The sequence below is a fragment of the Paenibacillus sp. 01T422 genome, assembly GCF_056398785.1.
In genome coordinates this window covers 1-22,591 of record NZ_JBFTQB010000065.1, presented here as the reverse complement: position 1 = coordinate 22,591, position 22,591 = coordinate 1, and the positions used below count along the sequence as shown (strand labels likewise).

The following is a 22,591-nucleotide window of genomic DNA, read 5'->3' as shown; positions in this document are numbered from 1 at the left end:
TTACAAACCCRCACCATCCCATCACGCTAATTCACTATACAGCAAACTTCCACCTCAACYGCCAATAACAAATTAATCAAAACCAAGCATAGAATTCGCCAAGGCTTACTGGAACTGGAAAAATAGCACGAATTAGGGGGATAATCTTGCTGTATTGAAGGTTGGTATAGTCGGTATCGTTGTGTACATTGGACGAAATCCAATGTACACAGTGATTTGAAGGCTCGATTAACGATTCTATTGGACGAAATCCAATGAGATCTGTTAATCGAGCCTCTATAGGACCGGATATTGCAGTTCCATTGGATTTCGTCCAATGAAATAAGCAATATAGGTGCATCAGTGGTGTTTTCATTGGAAATCGTCCAATGAGGCCTCGCTGCTCACTGCCGTAGCGCTGTGCGCACTCGGCAGTCCCTGCAGTTACCTCCCTTTGAAAGGGGCGTCGCGTGAGGTACTGCCGCTCGCTTGCATCTTCACTACCTCACGCCTCTTCCGCGGCGATCGGCGATTCCAGACACGCTTCCACCGGAAGCCCGGAATCCACGAAGCCCATATCGACGGCTCGCCACAAATAGAGCGATGCGAAGCTCCGGTAAGGCGACCATGCCGGGGCGATTTGCCCCAAGTAGTTGCGGTCCTTGCGCTCCTCCAATTGGTGCAGCCAGCGGGCTGCGCGCTGGAGACCGGCATCGCCGACGGACATGACATCTGTCCGGCCCAAGGCGAAAATCATAAACATTTCTGCCGTCCATACGCCGATGCCTTTGACACTTGTAAGCTGCTTCAGAAGCTCCTCGTTATCCAGCTCATGCAAGGCATCCAAACGCAGGTTTCCTTCTACGACTTTCGTGCTAAGATCACGAATGTAACGGATCTTAGGAAAGGAAACGCCGCACTGCCGAATATCAGCTTCATCTGCGGCGAGCACAAGCTCCGGAGTGAATTCCGGAACAATTAGTTTCACTCTAGCCTTGATGGTAGCCGCCGCTTTAGCGGATAGCTGCTGGGAAATGATTGACATCGCCAGTGACTCGAAAGGCGAGGAACTCGGTGTCAAAGTCAGCTCGCCAACAAGGCGAATAAGGCAGGCCAAACGGTTGTCAGCTTCAGAAAGGGCTAGGATAGCAGGATGCTTTTTATGTAACAGGATAGTTGTACGTGATGAGACGGGGGGATCTTGTTCATTAGAGTGATCGATATCCAACATAGCAGCTTACCTCCTTAAAATTTGAACGGGTAAATGTACGTAGATGCACTTCTAGTAGAAAGAATTCATAGGTGTCCGTTCTTCAAGTATAATAGGGAGACAAAGGCTGGTAAATAGAAGGAGCAGAGCACTTCAATGACCGACGAAATGGACAAGAATCAAGCAATTCCACGAAGAAATGTGGGGATTTTCGCGCACGTGGATGCGGGTAAAACGACGACAACGGAGCATTTGCTTTATCATAGCGGGCGAATCCGCGCTCTAGGAAGTGTGGATAGCGGCACTGCGCAAACGGATTCTATGGATGTGGAGCGGGAGCGCGGCATTTCGGTGCGCAGTGCGACGACGACTTTTACATGGAAAGATACGTCTATTAACCTGGTAGACACTCCCGGGCACGTAGATTTCCTATCCGAGGTGGAGCGTTCTCTGCGGGTGATGGATGGAGCAATTTTGATTGTTTCTGCTGTTGAAGGCGTGCAGTCGCAGACCGAGATGATCTGGCATGCGCTGCAGTCGCTCCATATTCCAACTCTGCTGTATGTGAATAAAATGGACCGCKTCGGCGCGGACGCGGCCAGAGTGCTGCGCGACATAGAGAAGCAGCTCACGGGCATGGCGGTGCCGATCTATGCACCGCTCGGAGCCGAAGACACGTTCCGCGGCGCGGAGAACGTGCTGATCGAGGGCGCGTCCGGAGCGCCTGGCTTCGACCTCGCGGCAGCGGTCGAAAAGCTATCCGAGCTCGATGAGCAACTGCTCACGAGCTACATCGAAGGCGTGCCCATCCTGGCACGCGACGTAAAAGCAGCCCTGCAGCGATATACGCGGCAGGGGCAGGCCTTCCCTTTGCTCGTCGGCGCATCGAGCAAAGGATTGGGCATCGAGGAGCTGATGGGAGCCATCCTCGATTATTTGCCCGGGCCGAGCGGCAGCGCGGAGCAGCCGCTTTCGGCCGTAGTCTTCAAGGTCGAGCGGGACAAGACCATGGGAAGAATGGCGTACGTCCGCCTCTACGAGGGGGCGATCCGCAATCGGGACACCGTGCTCAATGCCACGCGAGGCGTGGAGGAGAAGGTGACCCAGATTCGCAAAATCGACGGCCGCCGCGCCGAAGATATCGGTTATGTCGCAGCCGGTGACATCGCTGCTGTCTGCGGCTTGACGCAAGTGCGCATCGGCGATGTGCTAGGCCGGCCTGATGCTGTGCCGCCGGCTCCACGGCTCGCAGTGCCGCTGTTGACTGTGCAGGTGCATGCGGAAAGTGAAGCGCAGTACCCAGCGCTTGTCGCCGCCCTGCAGGAGCTAACGGACGAAGATCCGCTGCTTGATTTGCAGTGGCTCCAAGAAGAGCGCGAGCTGCACGTGAAGGTTATGGGCGCCATCCAACTTGAGATTCTGACTAGTTTGCTGGCTTCGCGTTTTGGGCTGCACGCAAGGTTCGATCAGCCCTCTGTGATCTACAAGGAAACGCCTTCTCAGCCAGGTGAAGGCTTCATTGCTTATACAATGCCCAAGCCGTGCTGGGCCATTCTGCGGTTTCGCATTGAACCGGGGGCGCCGGGCAGCGGGCTGGTGTATGCATCACAGGTACGCGCCGATCAATTGCTGGTACAGTACCAGAGCGAAGTGGAGCGTCGTGTGCCGGAAGCCTTGCAGCAGGGGCTGCTCGGTTGGGAAGTTACCGATCTCAAGGTAACGCTCGTGGAAGGGGAGCATCATGTATGGCATACCCATCCGCTTGATTTTGCTGTTGCGACACCGATGGGGCTCATGCAGGGTTTAGCACAAACGGGGACTACGCTCCTTGAGCCGATGCTGCAAGTGCGGATAACCGTTCCAGAGGTTTACGGAGGTAAGGTGCTGAGCGATCTGGTGCAAATGCGGGCGAGCTTTGATCCGCCGCAGTTGAGCGGTGATCGGTTTGTTGTTGAGGGCCGACTGCCTGTGGCCACTTCCTTGGACTATCCAGTGAAGCTAAGCGCGATGTCCGGAGGCAGAGGTGTTATCACCTCATCGTTCGGGGGCTATCAGCCAAGTCCGCCGGATGTGCGAGCGGAGCGGAGGCGGCGGGGCGTGAATCCACTCGACCAATCCAAATACATTTTGGCCGTACGCAAGGCGCTATCAACATGACTTAGAATGGGCGGCTGCTCTCATTGACAGGTGAAGCAGGTGTCAGTACAATAGATAGTAAGTTAATAACATGTGACGGAGAACAGGAGACTCACAGAGGATTGCCATTTACATATAAATTGGCACATCTTTTGGTGAGTTTTTTTGTTGTCATCCCCTCAAGGGGCGTGCATAGGAACGAGTGAACGGAGATGATGAGCTTGTCTTTGCAGGAGCAACGGATTTTACCGGCGATTCGCAAAATGAAGGATTTAGAGAAGCTGCTAAAATCTTCTTATACCTATATTGTGCTGCTGGACAGCCATATTGGACAGTTGAAAAGCATTGTGGATCTGGGCCGGGCAAACGGCAAGAAGCTGCTGCTGCACGCGGATTTGATTGAAGGGCTGAAAAACGACGAGTATGCGGCTGAATTTCTGTGCCAAAGCATTCGTCCTGCCGGAATCATTTCTACACGGGGAACGGTCATCACGAAAACGAAACAGAATGGGCTCATCGCCATTCAGCGGCTTTTTCTTCTGGACAGCAGCGCACTTGAAAAAAGCTACACCCTTCTGGAACGTACGCAGCCAGACTATATTGAGGTCCTTCCTGGCGTAATTCCGCACATTATTAAGGAAGTGAAGGAACGCTCGGGTATTCCTATTTTTGCAGGAGGACTTATTCGTTCTGTAGGTGACGTGGAGCAGGCATTAGGAGCTGGAGCGACAGCCGTCACGACGTCGAACACAGAACTGTGGCAGCAGTATCATCAACGATCCTAACTATCGGAGGTAGAACAATGGCAGAAGCCACTTCCTATATTCTTTCGCTGGATCAGGGCACGACAAGTTCCAGAGCGATTCTATTTAATCAAAAAGGCAGTATTGTGCACACAGCTCAGCAGGAGTTCAAGCAGCATTTCCCGAAGCCGGGCTGGGTGGAGCATGATGCGAATGAAATATGGCTATCGATTCAAGGTGTCATAGCAGCGGTTTTGTCGGAATCTGGCGTGCAGCCAGCGGAGATCGCAGGCATTGGTATCACGAACCAACGTGAAACGGCCGTTGTCTGGGATCGGCATACGGGAATGCCCGTGTATCATGCCATCGTATGGCAGTCTCGTCAGACGGCCGATATTTGTGAAGCACTTAAGGCACAAGGGCTTAACGACATTTTTCGGGAACGCACAGGGCTTTTAATTGACGCTTACTTCTCGGGGACCAAGATCAAATGGATTCTGGATCACGTGGATGGTGCAAGAGAGAAAGCGGAGCATGGAGATTTGTTGTTTGGCACGATGGACACTTGGCTGATTTGGAAGCTGACAGGCGGCAAGGCGCACGTAACGGACTATTCCAACGCCTCGCGGACGCTGCTCTATAATATCCATGAGCTGAAGTGGGATGAAGAGCTGCTAGGTTATCTAGATATCCCGGCTTCCATGCTGCCAGAGGTGCGTTCTTCTTCAGAAGTGTATGGGCATACGCAGGAAAATCTCCTGTTCGGCTCGGCGATCCCGATTGCGGGTGCGGCGGGTGATCAACAAGCGGCCTTGTTCGGGCAGGCTTGTTTTGAAAAAGGCATGGCCAAGAATACCTACGGAACCGGCTGTTTCATGCTGATGAATACAGGCAATCATGCGATTCCTTCGCGCAGCGGGCTTTTGACGACGATTGCTTGGGGGCTGAACGGGAAAGTTGAGTATGCGCTGGAAGGCAGTATTTTCGTAGCGGGGTCGGCGATTCAGTGGCTGCGTGACGGGCTGCGGATGATCAAAATGGCGCAGGACACCGAGGCGTATGCGCAGCGTGTAGAGTCGACAGACGGCGTGTATGTCGTTCCGGCTTTTGTCGGTCTGGGCACGCCATACTGGGATAGCGATGTTCGAGGTGCGATTTTCGGCTTGACGCGAGGGACGTCTAAGGAGCATTTTATCCGGGCAACACTCGAATCCCTTGCCTATCAGACGAAGGATGTCCTGCAGGCGATGGAAGACGACTCCGGCATTCAGCTGACGAAGCTGCGGGTCGATGGCGGGGCAGTGAAGAATAACTTCCTCATGCAGTTCCAGAGCGACATGCTGGGTGTTACGGTGGAGCGTCCGGTCATTAGTGAAACGACAGCGCTTGGCGCAGCTTTCTTGGCTGGGCTGGCTGTAGGCTTTTGGAAAGATCAAGCGGAGATCGCGGCGCAATGGCAGGTGGATGAGGCCTTCGAGCCTGTGATGGAAGCTGAGCGTCAAGAACAATTGTACAACGGTTGGAAGAAAGCAGTAGGAGCCGCGATGGCTTTTAAATAATTTGGGCAATGATATGATATACTTATAACAAGTTAATAATTGGTTGGAGACAAGGGAGAAGCCACAGCGGCCTGCACGTGATAGCGTGTTAGGTTTGTTGCGGCTTTTTATTTTTCATATGCGAGGGGAGATTTTCAAGATGACTGTGATGACGGAAATGACATATAACTTTAGCGGGTTAAAAAGAAAAGAAATGCTGCAAGCCATGTCCGAGAAGCCATTTGATTTAATCGTAATCGGCGGGGGAATTACAGGCGCAGGTATTGCGCTAGATGCCCAGAGCAGAGGGCTGCGCACGGCGTTGATTGATATGCAGGATTTTGCGGCGGGAACGTCGAGCCGGTCGACGAAGCTTGTGCACGGAGGGCTGCGGTATTTGAAGCAGCTGGATGTGAAGGTTGTAGCCGAAGTAGGCAAAGAGCGTGCGATTGTGTACGAAAATGGTCCGCATGTAACGACGCCGGAGTGGATGCTGCTGCCTTTTTATAAAGGGGGCACGTTCGGCAAGCTGTCTACGTCTCTTGGTTTAAGGGTCTATGATTTCTTGGCGGGAGTCAAACGAGCGGAGCGCCGTAAAATGTTTCGTCCACAGGAAACGCTGGGGCATGAACCGCTTTTGAAAAAGCAAGACCTGAGAGGCGGCGGTTATTATGTGGAGTATCGCACGGATGATGCGCGTCTGACGATCGAAGTTATGAAAAAAGCTGTCGAGCTTGGCGCACAGGCCGTTAACTATGCCAAAGTGGAAGAGCTACTTGTGGAAAATGGCAAGCTGGTTGGCGTTCGAGTGGCGGATCAGCTCAGTGGCGACGCCGTCGGCGAAAAGGGCGGTAAGTCGTCTTACTCGCTATACGCAAGCAAAATTGTGAATGCAGCAGGACCTTGGGTGGATACGCTGCGCGAAATGGACCACTCCAAGAAGGGCAAAACGCTTCATCTGACCAAAGGGGTTCATCTGGTGTTCGATCAGAGTAAATTCCCGCTGCGTCAGGCGATTTATTTTGATACGCCGGATGGGCGCATGTTGTTTGCTATCCCGCGTGACGGCAAAACCTACGTCGGGACGACGGATACGAATTATAAAGGGGATATCGTGAATCCCCGGATTACCGTAGCGGACCGCGCTTACGTACTACGCGCCGCGAACGAGATGTTTCCGACCCTCGGCTTGACCGAAGCGGACGTGGAGTCGAGCTGGACCGGGCTGCGCCCGCTGATCCATCAGGAGGGCAAAGATCCTTCCGAGATTTCGCGTCGCGATGAAATCTTCGTGTCGGACTCCGGCCTTATTTCCATGGCCGGGGGCAAGCTGACCGGCTACCGCAAAATGGCGGAGACGGTCGTGGACAAAATCGCCGCCATGTTGGTGGCGGAGGGCGTAGTTTCGGCGACTGCGCTGTCGCCGAGCCGTACTCGCACGCTGCCGATTTCTGGCGGCGATGTTGGCGGCTCCGCGAAGCTGGAGCCGTTCTTGCGGAGCAAAGTCAGCCAGGGCCAACGGCTGGGGCTGACTCAAGCTGAGGCTGCGCTGCTGGCGCGGCGATACGGCTCCAATGTGGATGCCGTGTTAGACTTGCTGGCGCAGTACAAGGATGAGGCGGAATGCCAGGGGATGCCGGCCTCGGTGCTCGCTTCGCTCGTGTACGCGATTGAGAGCGAGATGGCTGTGAAGCCGGTGGATTTCTTCATCCGCCGGACGGGGGCCCTCTTCTTCGATATCGCGTGGGCAAGGCAGTGGAAGGCGCCTGTGATCGCCTTCATGGCAGGGCGCTTCGGCTGGGACGAAGCGCAGCAGGCGGCTTACACCGCCGAGTTGGAGCAGCTGCTCCATGAGGCGGTGAACCCGCTCGAGGCGTGAGCTCGAGCGGCAGGTTCGATGTGACGTGCGGAATATAGCAGATGGCGAATGTCTGTCGCAATTGAAATAGAAGAGAAATCTACTGTTATTCTGGGCTGCGTCGGTCTGAGGTAGGGAATAGCAGGATAAACTCCAGCTAAATCGTCGGTAATGGGCGAAAGTTGGTGGATTCAGTAGAATTAACGTCAGGAATTCCATTTATTTTGGATAAAGTGGACTAGAGGCGGAGAATAATGGTAGAAATCGGTGTTACTTACAATTAGTATGGCATCCAGACAGTGCCCGGTCCATAAGGGGGCTGTCTGTCTGATTTTCGCAGCAAAAAGAGCTATCTCATAGGCCATTCCTGACCTTTTGAGACAGCTCTTTTTCAAATAGCGATTAGGCTTTACTAGGTGTGTAACCAGGTGTGTTGATAATATCCGAAATCTTCGAAGCCCCTTCGGAGTAGTACTTATCAGCATCTTCTTGTGTTGCGCGATGCAAGGATACTTGGAAATCAAGATCCTGTCTCAGGACTTTCAGGATCTTTTCTTTCAGCTCGCCTGGATCCAAGTTAGCTGCAGAAGCTGCAAGGGTTTTACCTTGGCGAAGATCCTCAAGCACGTCTTTCTCTTCTCTTTTACCGAAAAYGGCGGTGTCGTTGATCACGCGATCGACACGGGTTTGAATGACCTTTTGCAGATCCGCCTGAACTACGGCAGTCTCAGGTGTGTAACCAGGTGTGTTAATAATCTCCGTGAGCTTCGAAGCCCCTTCGGAGTAATATTTATTAGCATCTTCTTGTGTTGCGCGGTTCAAGGACACTTGGAAATCAAGATCCTGTCTCAGAAGGCTTAGAACTTTATCTTTCAGTTCGCCTGAATCCAATCTTGCTGCTGAAGCAACAAGCGTTTTACCTTGGCGAAGGTCTTCACGGACATCGCGCTCCTCTTTTTTACCGAAAACAGCTGCATCATTGATGACACGATCGATACGGGTTTGAATGACTTTTTGCAGATCCGCCTGAACAGCATGAGTTGACTCTGGTTGGTAACCAGGCGTATTCAGAATACCCGCGAGTTTAGAAACAGCTTCAGTATAGGATTTGTTAGCATCCTCTTGTGCAGCATGGCCCATAGCAACTTCGAAATCAAGATCTTGTCGAATCACGTTCGAGATTTTTTCCTTCAATTCACCTGGATCTAAGTTAGCTGCTGATGCGACAAGTGTTTTGCCTTGATGCAAATCATCCCAAACGTCTTTCTCGTCTTTTTTGGCGAAAAATGCGGTATCCGCAACAACACGGCTAAGCCGGTTAGCAACAAGTTTACTCAAATCGATATCTGCTAATTTCACGCTATCCGGATTGTAGCCAGTAGTATTAATGATTTCAGACAGTTTAGCTGCACCTATTGCATAGAAATGATCAGCATCCGCTTGAGAGACTCCATACGTTGAGACTTGGAATTGCAGATCTTGTTTAAGCAAGTTCAATAAATCATCTTTTAACTCCCCTGGGTCTAAAGATGTTGCTGATTGAACGAGTGTTTTACCTTGGCGAAGATCGTCAGAAACGTCTTTTTGTTCTTTTCTTGCGAAGCTAGCTGTATTCTGCACGACATTGTCCAAGCGAGTCATTATAAGATGAGCCAGGACCGCGTTGCTGTCAGCAGTAGGAAGTTTATCACCTTGTGTGACTAGGATAGAACCCAATTGTTCAGTAACAGCTGCTTCGCTGGCTAGAACCTCGTCAGCTGAAATGATGCCATAACTGTTTGCTTTATGTAAATCAAAGGTAATAATAGGTGTCAAATCAGTAAGTAGATCGGCTGTGCTAACTCCGGTAGCTTCCGGCAGCGTGTTTCCAACAGCAAGAGCGTCTCTGATATCGTCCTCGTCTTTACCAGTGGCTTGAGCAGCATCTTTAGCAAGAATGGATAGATGATAGCTGATGAGTTGGTTTGCAAAAGAATCTGCTTGTAAAGTATTTTTTGCTGGAACAGCTTCGTCAGCGAATGCTTTGCCTGCAGTAAGGGCGGAACCTGAAAGTAGAATTGCGGCAGCAAGTGTGCCTGTTGTTAAAATCTTGAATGGTTTTTTCATGTGGAACATCTCCCTCGGATATATAAAAATGTCACTAACTGTATTTCGTTAGTATTTATCGTTAACAACGTTGTTAATGATCATAATATAAGTCCGCGGAAAGGTATTGTCAATTCCGGATTGTGAAATGTTACACAATGTTCACAATATCGATTTTTGTCAATATTTCGACATTAAAGTTGACTGCCTGTTTTTTTTTGACTATGATTAGCATTGTTATCTAATTTTTCACAGAGAGGGAGAGTAAGGGATGGACCAACATGAACAGACTTTCTCTGAGTGGAAGCAAACGATAAGCGATTTTATGTCACTGAATTATGAAAAAAAAGGATTTAGCCCGCTTGTTGGGAAAATATTCGCACAGCTTATGTTCGCAAGCTATAGTCTGAATCACGTGCGCAAAATCGTTCAGGATTTGGAATTATTTCATAAATGGGCGGAGAAAACCGTACAAGAAATCCCTAATATCGAAACTTGCAGTTCAGAGCAGAAGCAATCGCTGGAGCATTTTTCACAAAGATTTTCGTTGCTAGCTGCGATGTACGATATGCTGCATCCTATGATCAAGGAAGTAGAAGAGAAGTGGGAGCAGTGTGTAGTTGATCGCAAGAAAGCCACAGACAAGAAAACGTAAAGTCTACCGCAACCGTTTACACGGCTTCGGCGGGCTTTTTTTTGTCTGAATGTCAGAATGGAAAGGGGCTATCCAACAGGTCATTCCTGACTTGATGGGACAGCCCCTTATTCGTTATCTGTGCACTCTCTTAAAAACGTGCTCCAATCTTATGAAATATGCTATCATGCCTATAGACGGCGGTTCGTGCGCCATTCATTATTGCAAGCAAAGTAGGTGTATTCCCAATGGGATTGACAGAGCTTCTGTCTTATATGACGGAAGAGAATTTGGCCATACTGGTCGATAAATACCGCTCGCTGGGCCCGTTGCCTGGTCTTCTTCTGCCTTTCATGAAATCGTTCATTCCACCTCTGCCGACGCTTGTCATAATTAGCGTGAACGCGGCTGTATACGGGCTATGGCTCGGCTTTTTGTACTCATGGATTGGGATCGTAGGCGGATGTTTAGTGACGTTCGCGATTGTGAAAAAAGTGGCAGGTCATCCCTACTTAGTACGGTGGTCGCAGAAACCGAAGGTGCAGAAAAGTCTGGTCTGGGCTCGCCGGCAGGCTTTTAATTATGTTTTTTTGCTTAGTCTCTTTCCCGTGGGACCGTTCGTCGTCATCAATATGGCGGCTGGGTTAGTTGGGATGAGGTTCCGTTCATTTCTGGTTGCTGTGCTCGCCGGCAAAGCGGTTATGGTCATGTCAGTTTCTTTTATCGGCTATGACATTCATCGGTTTATTGAGAATCCGGCTAGGCTTATCTACGTCGTGCTATTTGTAGGGGCTTCGATGCTGATTAGTAAAAAAATCGAGAAGCGTTTTAGTCATTAACACCAGATTTTGCGGGTTGAATTAGTCGCTTAGCACCTGTATTTTTAGCTTCGGATAGTGCTCTGCCAGATCAGCAGCATGTTTGATCAAGACAGGGAGCTCGAAGCTTGTGTTAAAAATGTCCCGATCCGGCAGGAACGTTAAACGAGTCCCTGTCTCTTTGGTGATTCCGACGGTTTGCAGCTCGCTTTGCGGAATGCCATGCTTATAGTGCTGCTCGAACACTTTGCCATCACGGCGAATCTCGACTGTTAACCCGCGAGACAATGCGTTGACGATGGGCATGCTGATGCCCTTTTCACCGCCTGGTGCCAAGAAAGAAGCACTAGCGCTTAAGCGGCTCATGTCCGTGAGCACCTTCTGGACGCGAGGCTGTTGATCGGGCAGCGCATGCACGGGAATACCCCGACCGTTATCAGCAACCGTCACGCTGCCGTTTCTGTGCAGGAAGAGCTGAACTTCTGTGCAGGTGCCATGTGTGTGCTCCAAAAGGCAGTTCTCCATAACGGCCCACAGCAGATTATGCGGATCGAAAGTTTCGCTATTATCAGCAGCCGAACCTAGGTAGGAACGAGCATCGCTGCGAACCTCAAACATGTCCAAATAATCGCTGGTATCCATGAAGTCCGAAGTAGCCGCAAGCAGCAGCAGTAAGGGAAGGACGCGATGACCCGGAATGGCGTATTTGCCACCTCTTTCTTCCTGCACCAGGAGGTCGGCTCCTGCGAGGGCCTTCAAGTGATGATAAAGCTGCCCCGTTGTGCCCATGTTCAATCGTTCGACGAGCTCGGGTCCAGTGAGCGGCCCCTGCAAAACGGTTCTTAAAATCTCCAGCCTCATCTCATGGCCCAAAGCGGCCAGGATTTTGGCGGTTTTATCGCCGTCCAGCTGTAGAAGCTGATCTATGCCTCTTTCCTGGGGTTCCCACCGATAATGGGATTGCCCGTTGTGAAACTGCCCCGAGTAATATACGACGCCTTGTTTTTCCTCAGAGTGCTGTTCTTGTTCCTGCTGCAAGTAAGGCTTCGCGATTGCCCCACTGCCTGAGACACCTTTTGTAACTGTGAAACTCTCCATTAACTGCTGCAGTTTGCTTAGTTGAAGCTGTATGGCATCTAATTCGGCTCCATAATCCCTTGTTGTAGTCAAAAGAATCACCTCAATTTATTATTTAAATACGTAATTACGTAAAATAATAATATCATGGATATTGGATAAAGTATATAGATATTGTTTGCGAATTGACCTGAAGTATAAATAAGCCCCTCATGAAAAGAGGGGCTCTTTCTTTGTGGAAATATTCAAAGAACATGTAAGGAATGTATTATGGATGCTCTTGTCACTGACGAACTTTGTGCATACACCCGTCACCAATTACATATACTTCGTCATTTTTGAGGGTTAACTTTTGATAGTCATACCCTCTAACATGAAGGCCCTGATTAATCCCTTTGTTACTTGGCAGCAGCAGGTCGTTTCATGATCCTATTTAGCAAACTAAAACTAATTATGAGTAGACCTAACCAGAAGAAAACGTATGGGAAGATGACGGGAAAGAATATAGTTGGAAAAATATAACGTAAATCTGACTTATAACCCATACCGCCCAAGTTTGTTCCTCCAACCAAAATTTCTTTAATGATAACTGGATCTTGAGTTTTTCGATTACTCAAAGTAACATGGTCGGTTCGAATTTGTTTCTTTTCATCAATATGATAAACATTCCATTTTTTGTTAATGTTTTGTTGTATTGGTGGCAGGTCTCCATCATATGGATGTACTCTCTGTACGATAACCGTTTCTGTTTTCCCTGTCATTTTATCTTTTTCTTCTATAAAACCAATCCAGCCAAAGTATAAATCCATTGGACTATTAATTAATTTCGCGTTTTCAGTACTACCTATAATTTGATCATTTACCTTTATTTTTAGATTGGATAAGTCTCCTCTTTTTTCCTCAATAATCTCAACTTTATTTTGATTTAGAACAAATTGATTTGTTGGAGCCTTAACTGAAGTAATTGAATATGTTTCATTTACATTAGATTCTATATGCCCTTCTTGCCAAATTAAAAAATAGGGGTAAGCTGAAAGTAAAATAAGTACGAAACCTAGTATAAGATAAAGATTTTTTTTCATTATTAATCCTCCCAATTTGTAATAAGGAATTAATCGATTACCGAGGTTAAGCCAATATTCCCCCTTAAATCAGATATGTGCATTAAGTATATTCTATAAATTACATATTTTATCAGATTACTGAAAATTTGAGGGTAATAGCAAAAAAGCCAAGGAATCAAAAGTGATTTCCTTGGCTTTTTTATTTACGCATATTTAGTAATTGATACACGGGCATTAAAGAAGACTGTTGATACTTTCCCGACAGTCTGGCTCCTTAAAAAGGAGTGCGTTCGTTCTTGTCAGGTTTAAATCCAACTTCTTGCTCGCTCCATGCCCAGAAACGCCCAGCGAATTCATCATCTTGGGCCTTCGCGGAGATAGGAGCAATCTTGTTCTTATAGAAATATTCGCCGCTAATTGAGCGCACATCCGGACTGGAAGCCAAATAAATGGCTGTCTCCGCGCCTTGTGCAGGCGTTAGGAAAAAAGGCCGCAGCAGGCGGTGAACGGCCTTGCCAAACCCGGTGTCCCGATCGACACCGATATTCGTACCGACCGCGCCGGGATGCAGCGCGTTCACCGTCACTGCTGTGCCAGCAAGCCGCTTGGCCAGTTCGCGTGTAAACCATATATTCGCGATCTTGGATTGCGAATAGCCTCTCCAGACACTGTACCCTCGGGCCAGGTAAGGGTTGTTGAAGTCGAAGCGCCCGATCTTGTGGGCGCCTGAGGATACATTGACGATCCGCCCCTGTGGGGCGCGAATCAGGGCTTCGAGCAGCAGCTGGGTCAGCAGGAAGTGGCCCAGATGATTAACGCCGGTCATCGCTTCGAAGCCGTCGGACGTTGTTTGCCGTTTCACGGTGACAACGCCTGCGTTGTTCACAAGCACATCCAGCACCTTATGCTTGGCGAGGAAGCCGTCAGCGAATGCACGAATGCTGGCGAGTGAGCCTAGATCGCAAAGCATAAGCTCAATGCGCTCCGATCCGCTCTGACGGCGCGCTTCGGCAAGTGCGAGCTCGCCTCTTTGCTGGCTGCGGCATAGCATGATTACATGTGCATCCTTGCGGGCGAGCTCTACGGTTGTCGCGAGTCCCATTCCGGAATTCGCGCCGGTTACGATAACGGTTTGATTGTGCAAGCGAGACCACTCCTTGGGCTTTTCTTCCATTATAGCTCATAGAGGGTCATAAGACTTGAGTTGTCAATTAGACTAGCGGCTGCATGCCTCTTTCTAACCAATCTTCGCGTGTAGGCCCATAAATATCCGGAACGCGTAGACCAGCTTGACGCATCAAGACGATCATTTCGCCACGGTGATGGATCTCGTGTGAGATTAGCATACGCAGCGTGGTTGCATTCAACCACATTTCGCCGTACATGTCGGTGGATTCCGTAAGCTTGGCATCTGTCCACTGGGACTGGATGGCACTTGTCAGTGCAGTTGATGTGGCGCGGTAAGCATCGGCTATAACTTGTGCAGAGGAAGGTGCATGCTCATCGCCTTCGGGAGCTTCAAAAGTGAGGCCTACACGTGAAAGCATTTCGTGGATGGTTGTGGCGATATGCCAAGCCAGTTGACCAAGCGTGCGGAAGTCTGGTGCGATTTGTTGCGTCAGGGATGCATCTGTAAGCGTATCGAGTACGCGCTGAGTTGTTGTGGATTCATTGTTCCATTCATTCACGAAATCTTGAATTGTTCTAAACATGTAGGAAAGCCTCCTTAGATTGGATATGTCCTAAGTATAGACGAGCATGACTGACAACGTCTTGTCAGTATTAGGGATAGAGCTGAACAATTTTTTCGGCTCTTTCCTTGATGGCAGCCGCCAGATGAGCGGGTTCGAGAACTCGCACGCCGGGACCATAGCCAAGCAGCAAGCTGTGCAGCCAAGGCTCGTCCGGTTGTGTGGCGGTAATGATCATGGAGCCGTCAGACTGATAAGCAATCTGCTTCGGCTGAAAATAATCCTCAATCTGCGCCTGGATGCTTTGCTGCGCATGGAGGACCATCGTGATCAGCGTGGAAGGATCTCTTTTGTCCCAGCCATGTTGAAAGGGTTGCTTAACTTCTGTCCGGCGCTCAAATGTCTCCGAAAGCACTTCAATTTCCTTCATGCGATTAAGCCGGAAAATACGAAAATCCTGACGAAGCAGGCAGTAGCCGTACAAGTACCAGCCAAAACCTTTGGCTACGATGCTCATAGGCTCCGCAGAGCGTATGGACTGCTCGCTTTGAGAAGAGATATATTGAAAGGAGATTTGCCTCGATTCCTTAATCGCGCAACGCARTGTGTTCAATTTTTCTTTGTCCTCACTGCCTCGTCGCCACGGATTCATATCGATGATGAGCTGATCGTCTAACCTGGCTGCTGTGTTTTGTTCCGACTTCGCTACAAGTGCGCCGACTTTATCGAGGAGATTGCCGATTTCCTGTTCGCCGACCGTGGAACGAATGCCTTTTAGCCCGACGATGATGGATTGCAGCTCCTCCAGGGACAGGAATTGGCGCTCCAATCGGTACTGATCCATAATTTCATACCCACCGCTTAACCCGGCAAATGACACGACAGGAATACCCGCTTGGTTAATGGCCTCCACGTCCCGGTATACCGTCCGCAAAGACACTTCAAAACGCTCTGAGAGCTCCTTCGCGCTTATTCTCCTGCGGTTCAACAGCAGCATGGTGATTGCAAGCAAACGGTCGATTTTCAAAAAAACACCTCACTGATTAAAAATACGTTCCTTTAGCCCTGTCTTGTCCGGTTAGAAGGTTAACCGCATGCTCAAGAATGATTCTATCGCGTAAAAGCATGAATTTGGCCGAATAACGCTGGCATTTGTGCAGGGAGGCAGCCATCACATCCAATGCTTCGTTTAGCGTCATCCAGGCAACCGACATCCCCAGCCTCAACTCATTTTCTGTCAGTGTAGGGGCGCTGGAATGGTGGTGTGCTTTGGCAATGTAACAGTAGGAAAGCTGCATAAAACTATTGCGATTCTTATGCTCCTCGATAATGCCTAATTCATGCGTAATTTCAGCCTCATAGCCGGTTTCTTCTTTGATTTCTCGTAAAAAAGCAGCCTTCGGTTGCTCATTATCTTCAATCCCACCGCCAGGCAGCTTGTACAGATCAGATTCTGACAAGTACATCATCGCAATGTTCATCAAGCCATCAATGACAATGCCTCGGGATGAATAGCGGGAAACGCGGTCTATAAATACAGGATCGCCGCCCAACATATCGCTGTCTGTTATTCGTTTGATCATTTGCACGAGGATCACCTGCCTTATTTGAAGAGCGGAAAATACCCGCTGGAATGCATTCCATAAATACCCACACCAAGAGTATAGTATATCTTAGGTAGTCATGTCTCGAAACTTACAGGAGGCGATCAAATTTGTCTGAAAAACCAGAGGAATGGATTGTAGAAGCCGATATCAGAACATTGCAAAAAGCCATGGAAGCGGGCGAGATCCGTGCTGTCGAGCTGGTTGCTCTGTATGTAGAAAGGATTGAGAAATTTAATAAGGTCATTAATGCGGTACTGGAAATCAATCCGGATGCGCTCGGAGTCGCGCAAGCGCTTGATGATGAACGCCAGAAGCAAGGAAGCCGAGGCCCCCTGCACGGCATTCCGATTCTGCTTAAAGATAATATAGATACAGGTGATCGCATGCATACGAGTGCGGGTTCCTTAGCTTTAGCGCAATCACGGGCAGCCGAGGATGCTTTCATTGCAGCCAAGCTGCGGGAGTCCGGAGCTGTGCTGTTAGGGAAAGTGAATATGACCGAATGGGCCAATTTCATGTCCTGGCCGATGCCATCAGGTTATAGTTCCAGAGGTGGACAAGTCCTGAACCCATACGGTCCGGGACAGTTCGAGGTTGGCGGGTCCAGCTCAGGATCTGGTGCGGCGACCGCAGCCAGCTTCGCAGCAGCGGCAATCGGGACGGAAACGTCCGGTTCCATTGTGAACCCTGCGCACCATAACAGCTTGGTCGGCTTGAAGCCCACGGTGGGACTACTCAGCCGTACTGGCATCATTCCCATTTCGCATTCGCAGGATACGCCGGGGCCGATGACACGGACAGTTACGGATGCTGCGTTGCTGCTGGGGGCGCTGACTGGCGTGGATGCGCGTGACTCTTTGAGTCAGGCCAGCGAAGGGAATAGTCATTCGCACCATGACTACACAACCTTTCTGGATGCAAATAGTCTTCAAGGCGCTAGAATTGGTATTCCCCGTTGGTTCTACAATAATATGAACGATGAGGCGCGACGTATTGCCGAGAACGCCATCCAGGTGCTGCACCAGCAGGGCGCAGTTGTGATTGACCCTGTATCCCTTCCATGCGAGCAATCAGAGTGGACTTTGGAAGTGCTGCGATACGAATTCAAAAAAGATCTCAACGATTATTTGTCCAAGCTCGACGCCTCTGTCCCTGTGCATACTTTGCAGGAGGTTATAGCGTTCAATAACGAACATGCGGAGAAGGCGCTGGTCTATGGACAACATACATTAACATGGTCGGATGAAACCAGCGGTACGCTGACGGAGGAAGAATATCTCCACAATTTAGCCAAGTATCAAGAGCTTACGCGATCTCGCGGCATTGATCATGTGCTCAAGGAGCATCAGTTGGACGCGCTGTTTTTTCCTGGCGATGAGGGCTATGACATTGCTGCTCGTGCTGGCTACCCGCTGCTGAACGTGCCTGCCGGTTATACAGCTGATGGGCCTATGGGCGTCATGTTTTCCGCTGGGGCATTCAGTGAAGGGAAGCTGCTGGCTTTGGGGTATGCATTCGAGCAGGCAACGAAATATCGTCGGCCTCCTATTCTGTAAAGCGTCAGATCACCGCATACAACTTGGAAAAATTTGAAACAATAAGCCGTATTCAAATCCAAGTAAGAGGAGTCTGATGATTCACATGTTTCAAAAAAGCGCTAAAATAGCGCTGCAAACAGCGGTAGTCAGCTTGCTGCTGGGCTGCCTATCCTATGCGGGACCGGGCTCGGTTGCAGTTGCAGTTGCGGCCCAAGCGGCCAACAACGAAGATCTTACAGCGCCCCCACCGTCTACGCAGCAGCCTGGGCAGCTTGGGCAAGCGCATCTCATTCAGAAGCGCGATATTGACGTGACAGGCGATGGCGTGCTGGATCAGGTGGCTCTTGCGGGTACGAAAATGGACATGAACAGTCCGTATTATGACAAGCTGTTCATTGTTGTAACGAGTCCAGGGCAAACGCATGTCGTCATCCCGCTGCAAGGCGGATACAATCCGAATATGCAGTTCTGCGATTTTATCGGTGAGAAGCTGCCACAGATTTATGTTTCCGCGGAGAATGGGGGAAGCGGCGGTTTATCGACCTTTTATCTATATTCGCTGAAAAATAATGTGCCGACCGCGATCCGGCTGCCTGAACCACTCCGCGTCTCTGCCACTTTTAAGAATAACTATGTGGTGCAAATGAAGATCGAAGAGACTGGTAAATCGTTCAAAATCGATATCAAAGATYGGAAAGACGACTACGAACAGTTCGGTGTGTACAAAGATGGTAAGGTCGTGAAGCCGATTATCGTGAATGTGGATGCGTACAGCCTTTTGAAGCCTATTGATAAGGGTGGGAATGGAAGGTGCGATCTGAGGGGAGTTCAGCGAATTACCGGTATAGCGAATGCTGATACGCTTGGTTACGCGACCTCTCTGTGGCACTGGAAGAAGGGCAGATGGATATTGAAAGAGTCCGCTGTCGTCAAGAATTACCAGAACCGTCAAGAACATTGAACGAAGACCGCCAGGTTAAGGGGCTTTAGCTCCTGATTTGGCGGTCTTCTTGTTAAAAGGGGATGACTTGCTTACACCCAGTTGCCGTTGCGGAACAAAGGCTCGCGAGTGCCATCTTCCGATAGGCCATCAATGGCCATGTCGGCTGAGCCAATCATGAAGTCGACGTGGATTAGGCTTTTATTAAAACCATTCTGCTTGAGTTCTTCGAGGCTCATAGTCGTTCCGCCTTCAATCGTGAAAGGATAGGAATTACCTAACGCGATATGGCAGGATGCATTTTCGTCGAATAACGTATTGTAATAGATCAATCCGGAGTTCGAAATTGGCGAATCATACGGCACGAGTGCCACTTCCCCCAAATAACGGGCGCCTTCATCCATATCCAGCATTTTGTTCAGCACTTCTTGCCCTACTTCGGCGGTTGCTTTCACCACTTTGCCATTCTCGAAAGTGAGCGAGAAACCATCGATGAGAGAGCCTTGGTAGCTCAAAGGCAGCGTGCTGCGCACGGTTCCATTCGTGCCTGTTTTGGCAGGCATGGTGAAGACTTCCTCTGTTGGGATGTTCGGAATGAAGAATACGCCCTTCTCCGTTTCGCTCCCTGCAGCAACCCATTGATGCTTAGGTGCAAGTTCTATGTACAGATCTGTGCCTTCTGCTTGAAAATGGAGCTGTTTATATTTCTTGCTGTTCAGCATATCTTGCTTGCCCGTCAACGTTTCAATGTGCTCATTCCATGCAGCGACCGGATCTTCTTTGTCCACGCGAGTAAGCTTGAAAATTTGCTCCCAAAGCTTCTGAACACGCTCAGCTTCGCTCAAATTCGGGAATACCTTAGCGGACCACTCAGCCGTAGGGTAAGAGACCATCAACCAACTCACTTGATTGTTGCGCATATAGTTGAGGAATCCTTCGCGCGCTGTAGCTGCGGTTTTGCTGGAAATAGCAGCACGCTCAGGGTCTACATCTTTAAGTAAATCGGAGTTAGGGRCATAAATTTGCAAAAAGGCAGCGTCGTTCTTCGCCATTTCTTCCAGGYCATTCGCGCGCCACATCGGGTATTCACGAAGTGTTGATTCTGGCGCATGCTTGAGGCGCAAGGCCTTTACTTCATCGTCATCCCAGTCAATAACGACGTCCTTGGCGCCAGCATCGTATGCCTTTTTAGTCAGCTTGCGCACGAATTCTGCACAGGAAATTGGCGTCATGATGACGACTGTTTGGTCCTTTTGTACGTTTAATCCTACACGAATTGCGAGTTCTGCGTATTTATCCAGATAATGCTCGAATGTTTCCATTGCTCGGGCTCCTTTATATTTTAGTAACTTTTAGTGTATGATAGAAAATAAAACTTTAACCATTGGGAGAAAGGCTGGCGCAATATGGAAACGAAGACTCCAACGAGCACCCCGTCCAATTTCATTAAGAATATTGTAATCGAAGATTTGAATTCAGGCAAAGTCAGCCAGATCGTAACCCGTTTTCCCCCAGAACCGAACGGATACCTTCATATAGGACATGCGAAGTCAATTGTTCTTAATTTCGAATTAGCGGACGAGTTCAAAGGGTTAACGAACCTCCGCTTTGATGATACGAATCCCGTTAAGGAAGATACAGAGTATGTGGAATCTATTAAAGCTGATGTCGAATGGCTAGGTTTTAAATGGGATGGTCTCTTCTTTGCTTCGAATTATTTCGAGGAAATGTACAACCGCGCTGTGGTTTTGATTCGCAAAGGTTTGGCTTACGTAGATGATCAAACAGCGGATCAAATCCGTGAAAGCCGCGGAACATTGACCGCGCCTGGTACTAACAGCCCGCACCGCGACCGTAGTGTGGAAGAGAATCTCAGCTTGTTCGAGCGCATGCGTGCAGGCGAGTTCAAAGATGGCGAGCGCGTGCTTCGAGCGAAGATCGACATGTCCTCGCCGAACATCAACTTCCGCGATCCGGTGATCTACCGTGTGGTTCATGCCCACCACCACAATACGGGAGATGCTTGGTGCATCTACCCGATGTATGCTTACGCGCATCCGATTGAGGACGCGATCGAAGGCGTCACGCATTCCATCTGTACCCTGGAGTTCGAGGATCAACGTCCTTTCTATGACTGGGTCATCCGTGAATGCGAAATGCCAAATGTGCCAAGACAATATGAATTTGCACGCCTCAACCTGACGAATACCGTCATGAGCAAAAGAAAGCTGAAACAGCTCGTAGACGAAAAGGCCGTTGACGGTTGGGACGATCCGCGGATGCCGACCATTTCTGGGCTGCGACGCAGAGGTTTTACACCAGAGGCGATTCGCACCTTTGCCCGTGAGATCGGCGTTGCACGCAGTAACAGTACCGTTGATGCGAAAATGCTGGATCATTTTATCCGCGAGGATTTGAAATTGAAGGCGCTGCGCACGATGGGTATTCTCAATCCGCTTAAAGTCGTCATCACCAACTATCCAGAGGATAGCGTTGAGATGCTGGAAGCCGAGAATAACTCGGAGAACCCGGAAATGGGCAATCGCCAAATTCCATTCTCCCGTGAGATCTACATCGAGCAAGAGGATTTCATGGAAAATCCGCCGAACAAATATTTCCGCTTATTTCCCGGCAATGAAGTGCGCCTGAAGAATGCTTACTTCATCAAATGCAACGACTTCGTCAAAGACGACAGCGGCAAAGTGATTGAGCTTCACTGTACGTACGACGTCGAAACGAAAAGCGGCAGCGGCTTTACAGGCCGTAAAGTTAAAGGCACGATCCATTGGGTTGATGCGAAAAGCGCGGTACCTGCGGAGTTCCGCCTATACGAGCCGCTCATCCTGGATGACCAAGAGGACGAAAATGCTTCCTTCTTGGAAAACTTGAACCCGAACTCGCTGCAAATCGTGCAAGGGTTCGTGGAAGCGGGTATGAAAGATGCGAAGCCGCTTGATAAGTTCCAATTCTTCCGCCACGGCTATTTCAACGTGGATCCGAAGTATACAACAAGCGATAAACTGGTGTTTAACTTGATTGTTTCGCTGAAAAGCTCTTTTGAGGTGTAGTGTTGGAAGTGAGGAGAATCCTAGCTTAGGCTAGGATTCTTTTTGATTTGTTGCAGGGAGCCGCCGAAACGTTGAAAAACAACGCTAACGTGTGTTCAACGCGCCGCAAGAGAGCGTTAACGCTGGAAAACAAGCTTAAACGTCCGGCGAAATGGCCAGAATTGTCCCGCCGCTCGCTGGAACGTCGAAAAACATCGCTAACGTGTGTCCAACGCGCCGCAAGTGAACGTTAACGCTGGAAAGCAAGCTTAACGTCCGGGGAAATGGACCAAAATCGCCCGCCGTCCGCTGAAACGTCGAAAAACATCGCTAACGTGTGTCCAATGTGCCGAAAGTGAACGTTAACGCTGAAAAACAAGCTTAACGTCCGGCGAAATGGCCAGAATTGGCTCGCCGCTCGCTGGAACGTCGAAAAACATCGCTAACGTGTGTCCAACGCGCCGCAAGTGAGCGTTAACGCTGAAAAACAAGCTTAACGTCCAGCGAAATGGCCAGAATTGACCCGCCGCTCGCTGGAACGTCGAAAAACATCGCTAACGTGTGTCCAACGCGCCGCAAGTGAGCGTTAACGCTGAAAAACAAGCTTAACGTCCAGCGAAATGGCC

At 49.6% G+C, this 22,591-nt stretch carries 18 protein-coding genes; 9 read left to right on the top strand and 9 right to left on the bottom strand.

Annotation, left to right across the window (positions count from 1 at the left end; all coding sequences use genetic code 11):
* Positions 1-484 precede the first annotated feature (484 nt).
* A complete protein-coding gene (locus AC1DUA_RS05800) occupies positions 485-1,210 on the bottom strand; it encodes a DNA-3-methyladenine glycosylase family protein (protein WP_477498818.1) in 726 nt (241 codons plus the stop codon).
* Between the two features lie 135 nt (positions 1,211-1,345).
* On the opposite strand from AC1DUA_RS05800, the gene AC1DUA_RS05795 reads away from it, so the two are divergent.
* The 4 genes from AC1DUA_RS05795 to AC1DUA_RS05780 all read left to right on the top strand — a co-directional run bounded on the left by AC1DUA_RS05795 (position 1,346) and on the right by AC1DUA_RS05780 (position 7,485).
* Positions 1,346-3,346: a GTP-binding protein gene (locus AC1DUA_RS05795; RefSeq protein WP_477498817.1), complete on the top strand. Its 2,001-nt coding sequence runs from the start codon at positions 1,346-1,348 to the stop codon at positions 3,344-3,346.
* 200 nt (positions 3,347-3,546) lie between these two features.
* The gene (locus AC1DUA_RS05790; protein ID WP_477498820.1) at positions 3,547-4,110 is read left to right on the top strand and encodes a glycerol-3-phosphate responsive antiterminator; all 564 of its coding nucleotides are present in this window, start codon (positions 3,547-3,549) and stop codon (positions 4,108-4,110) included.
* Positions 4,111-4,127: 17 nt separating this feature from the next.
* Positions 4,128-5,627: a glycerol kinase GlpK gene (gene glpK, locus AC1DUA_RS05785; RefSeq protein ID WP_477498816.1), complete on the top strand. Its 1,500-nt coding sequence runs from the start codon at positions 4,128-4,130 to the stop codon at positions 5,625-5,627.
* A 157-nt stretch (positions 5,628-5,784) separates the two neighbouring features.
* Positions 5,785-7,485, top strand: a complete 1,701-nt coding sequence (locus AC1DUA_RS05780) for a glycerol-3-phosphate dehydrogenase/oxidase (RefSeq protein ID WP_477498819.1) — start codon at positions 5,785-5,787, stop codon at positions 7,483-7,485.
* Positions 7,486-7,866: 381 nt separating this feature from the next.
* Here the strand turns inward: AC1DUA_RS05780 and AC1DUA_RS05775 are convergent, their stop codons facing one another.
* Positions 7,867-9,570: a hypothetical protein gene (locus tag AC1DUA_RS05775; RefSeq protein WP_477498815.1), complete on the bottom strand. Its 1,704-nt coding sequence runs from the start codon at positions 9,568-9,570 to the stop codon at positions 7,867-7,869.
* 250 nt (positions 9,571-9,820) lie between these two features.
* Here AC1DUA_RS05775 and AC1DUA_RS05770 point away from each other — a divergent pair, with 250 nt between their 5' ends.
* Positions 9,821-10,204 (top strand): hypothetical protein, encoded by a 384-nt coding sequence (locus AC1DUA_RS05770; RefSeq protein ID WP_477498814.1) that lies wholly within the window; start codon positions 9,821-9,823, stop codon positions 10,202-10,204.
* A 227-nt stretch (positions 10,205-10,431) separates the two neighbouring features.
* Positions 10,432-11,022, top strand: a complete 591-nt coding sequence (locus AC1DUA_RS05765; protein WP_477498813.1) for a TVP38/TMEM64 family protein — start codon at positions 10,432-10,434, stop codon at positions 11,020-11,022.
* A 21-nt stretch (positions 11,023-11,043) separates the two neighbouring features.
* On the opposite strand, the gene AC1DUA_RS05760 is transcribed toward AC1DUA_RS05765, so the two are convergent.
* The 6 genes from AC1DUA_RS05760 to AC1DUA_RS05735 form a co-directional block, all read right to left on the bottom strand.
* On the bottom strand, positions 11,044-12,171 hold the full coding sequence (locus AC1DUA_RS05760; RefSeq protein ID WP_477498812.1) for an ATP-binding protein: 1,128 nt from the start codon (positions 12,169-12,171) through the stop codon (positions 11,044-11,046).
* A gap of 305 nt (positions 12,172-12,476) precedes the next feature.
* Positions 12,477-13,160: a hypothetical protein gene (locus AC1DUA_RS05755; protein WP_477498811.1), complete on the bottom strand. Its 684-nt coding sequence runs from the start codon at positions 13,158-13,160 to the stop codon at positions 12,477-12,479.
* Positions 13,161-13,416: 256 nt separating this feature from the next.
* Positions 13,417-14,286 (bottom strand): SDR family oxidoreductase, encoded by an 870-nt coding sequence (locus tag AC1DUA_RS05750; RefSeq protein WP_477498810.1) that lies wholly within the window; start codon positions 14,284-14,286, stop codon positions 13,417-13,419.
* Positions 14,287-14,353: 67 nt separating this feature from the next.
* A complete protein-coding gene (locus AC1DUA_RS05745; RefSeq protein WP_477498809.1) occupies positions 14,354-14,854 on the bottom strand; it encodes a DinB family protein in 501 nt (166 codons plus the stop codon).
* Positions 14,855-14,924: 70 nt separating this feature from the next.
* Positions 14,925-15,860 carry a helix-turn-helix transcriptional regulator gene (locus AC1DUA_RS05740; protein ID WP_477498808.1) on the bottom strand — a complete coding sequence of 312 codons (936 nt, stop codon included), beginning with the start codon at positions 15,858-15,860 and terminating at the stop codon, positions 14,925-14,927.
* A gap of 16 nt (positions 15,861-15,876) precedes the next feature.
* Positions 15,877-16,416 (bottom strand): NUDIX hydrolase, encoded by a 540-nt coding sequence (locus AC1DUA_RS05735; RefSeq protein ID WP_477498807.1) that lies wholly within the window; start codon positions 16,414-16,416, stop codon positions 15,877-15,879.
* A 131-nt stretch (positions 16,417-16,547) separates the two neighbouring features.
* On the opposite strand from AC1DUA_RS05735, the gene AC1DUA_RS05730 reads away from it, so the two are divergent.
* Together AC1DUA_RS05730 and AC1DUA_RS05725 are read left to right on the top strand one after the other, a co-directional pair.
* Complete coding sequence (locus AC1DUA_RS05730; RefSeq protein ID WP_477498806.1) at positions 16,548-17,996, top strand: amidase family protein; 1,449 nt, start codon at positions 16,548-16,550, stop codon at positions 17,994-17,996.
* 85 nt (positions 17,997-18,081) lie between these two features.
* On the top strand, positions 18,082-18,939 hold the full coding sequence (locus AC1DUA_RS05725; RefSeq protein WP_477498805.1) for a hypothetical protein: 858 nt from the start codon (positions 18,082-18,084) through the stop codon (positions 18,937-18,939).
* 71 nt (positions 18,940-19,010) lie between these two features.
* On the opposite strand, the gene AC1DUA_RS05720 is transcribed toward AC1DUA_RS05725, so the two are convergent.
* Positions 19,011-20,240 carry an aminopeptidase gene (locus tag AC1DUA_RS05720; RefSeq protein ID WP_477498804.1) on the bottom strand — a complete coding sequence of 410 codons (1,230 nt, stop codon included), beginning with the start codon at positions 20,238-20,240 and terminating at the stop codon, positions 19,011-19,013.
* 84 nt (positions 20,241-20,324) lie between these two features.
* Between AC1DUA_RS05720 and AC1DUA_RS05715 the strand changes: the two genes are divergently transcribed.
* Positions 20,325-21,986 carry a glutamine--tRNA ligase/YqeY domain fusion protein gene (locus AC1DUA_RS05715; protein ID WP_477498803.1) on the top strand — a complete coding sequence of 554 codons (1,662 nt, stop codon included), beginning with the start codon at positions 20,325-20,327 and terminating at the stop codon, positions 21,984-21,986.
* Positions 21,987-22,591 lie beyond the last annotated feature (605 nt).

Excerpts from the sequence above, each read along its gene's own strand:
- AC1DUA_RS05765 (WP_477498813.1), top strand. The coding sequence starts at position 10,432 with ATGGGATTGACAGAGCTTCTGTCTTATATGACGGAAGAGAATTTGGCC.
- AC1DUA_RS05715 (WP_477498803.1), top strand. The coding sequence starts at position 20,325 with ATGGAAACGAAGACTCCAACGAGCACCCCGTCCAATTTCATTAAGAAT.
- AC1DUA_RS05770 (WP_477498814.1), top strand. The coding sequence starts at position 9,821 with ATGGACCAACATGAACAGACTTTCTCTGAGTGGAAGCAAACGATAAGC.
- AC1DUA_RS05755 (WP_477498811.1), bottom strand. The coding sequence starts at position 13,160 with ATGAAAAAAAATCTTTATCTTATACTAGGTTTCGTACTTATTTTACTT.
- AC1DUA_RS05780 (WP_477498819.1), top strand. The coding sequence starts at position 5,785 with ATGACATATAACTTTAGCGGGTTAAAAAGAAAAGAAATGCTGCAAGCC.
- AC1DUA_RS05800 (WP_477498818.1), bottom strand. The coding sequence starts at position 1,210 with ATGTTGGATATCGATCACTCTAATGAACAAGATCCCCCCGTCTCATCA.
- AC1DUA_RS05745 (WP_477498809.1), bottom strand. The coding sequence starts at position 14,854 with ATGTTTAGAACAATTCAAGATTTCGTGAATGAATGGAACAATGAATCC.
- AC1DUA_RS05735 (WP_477498807.1), bottom strand. The coding sequence starts at position 16,416 with ATGATCAAACGAATAACAGACAGCGATATGTTGGGCGGCGATCCTGTA.
- glpK (WP_477498816.1), top strand. The coding sequence starts at position 4,128 with ATGGCAGAAGCCACTTCCTATATTCTTTCGCTGGATCAGGGCACGACA.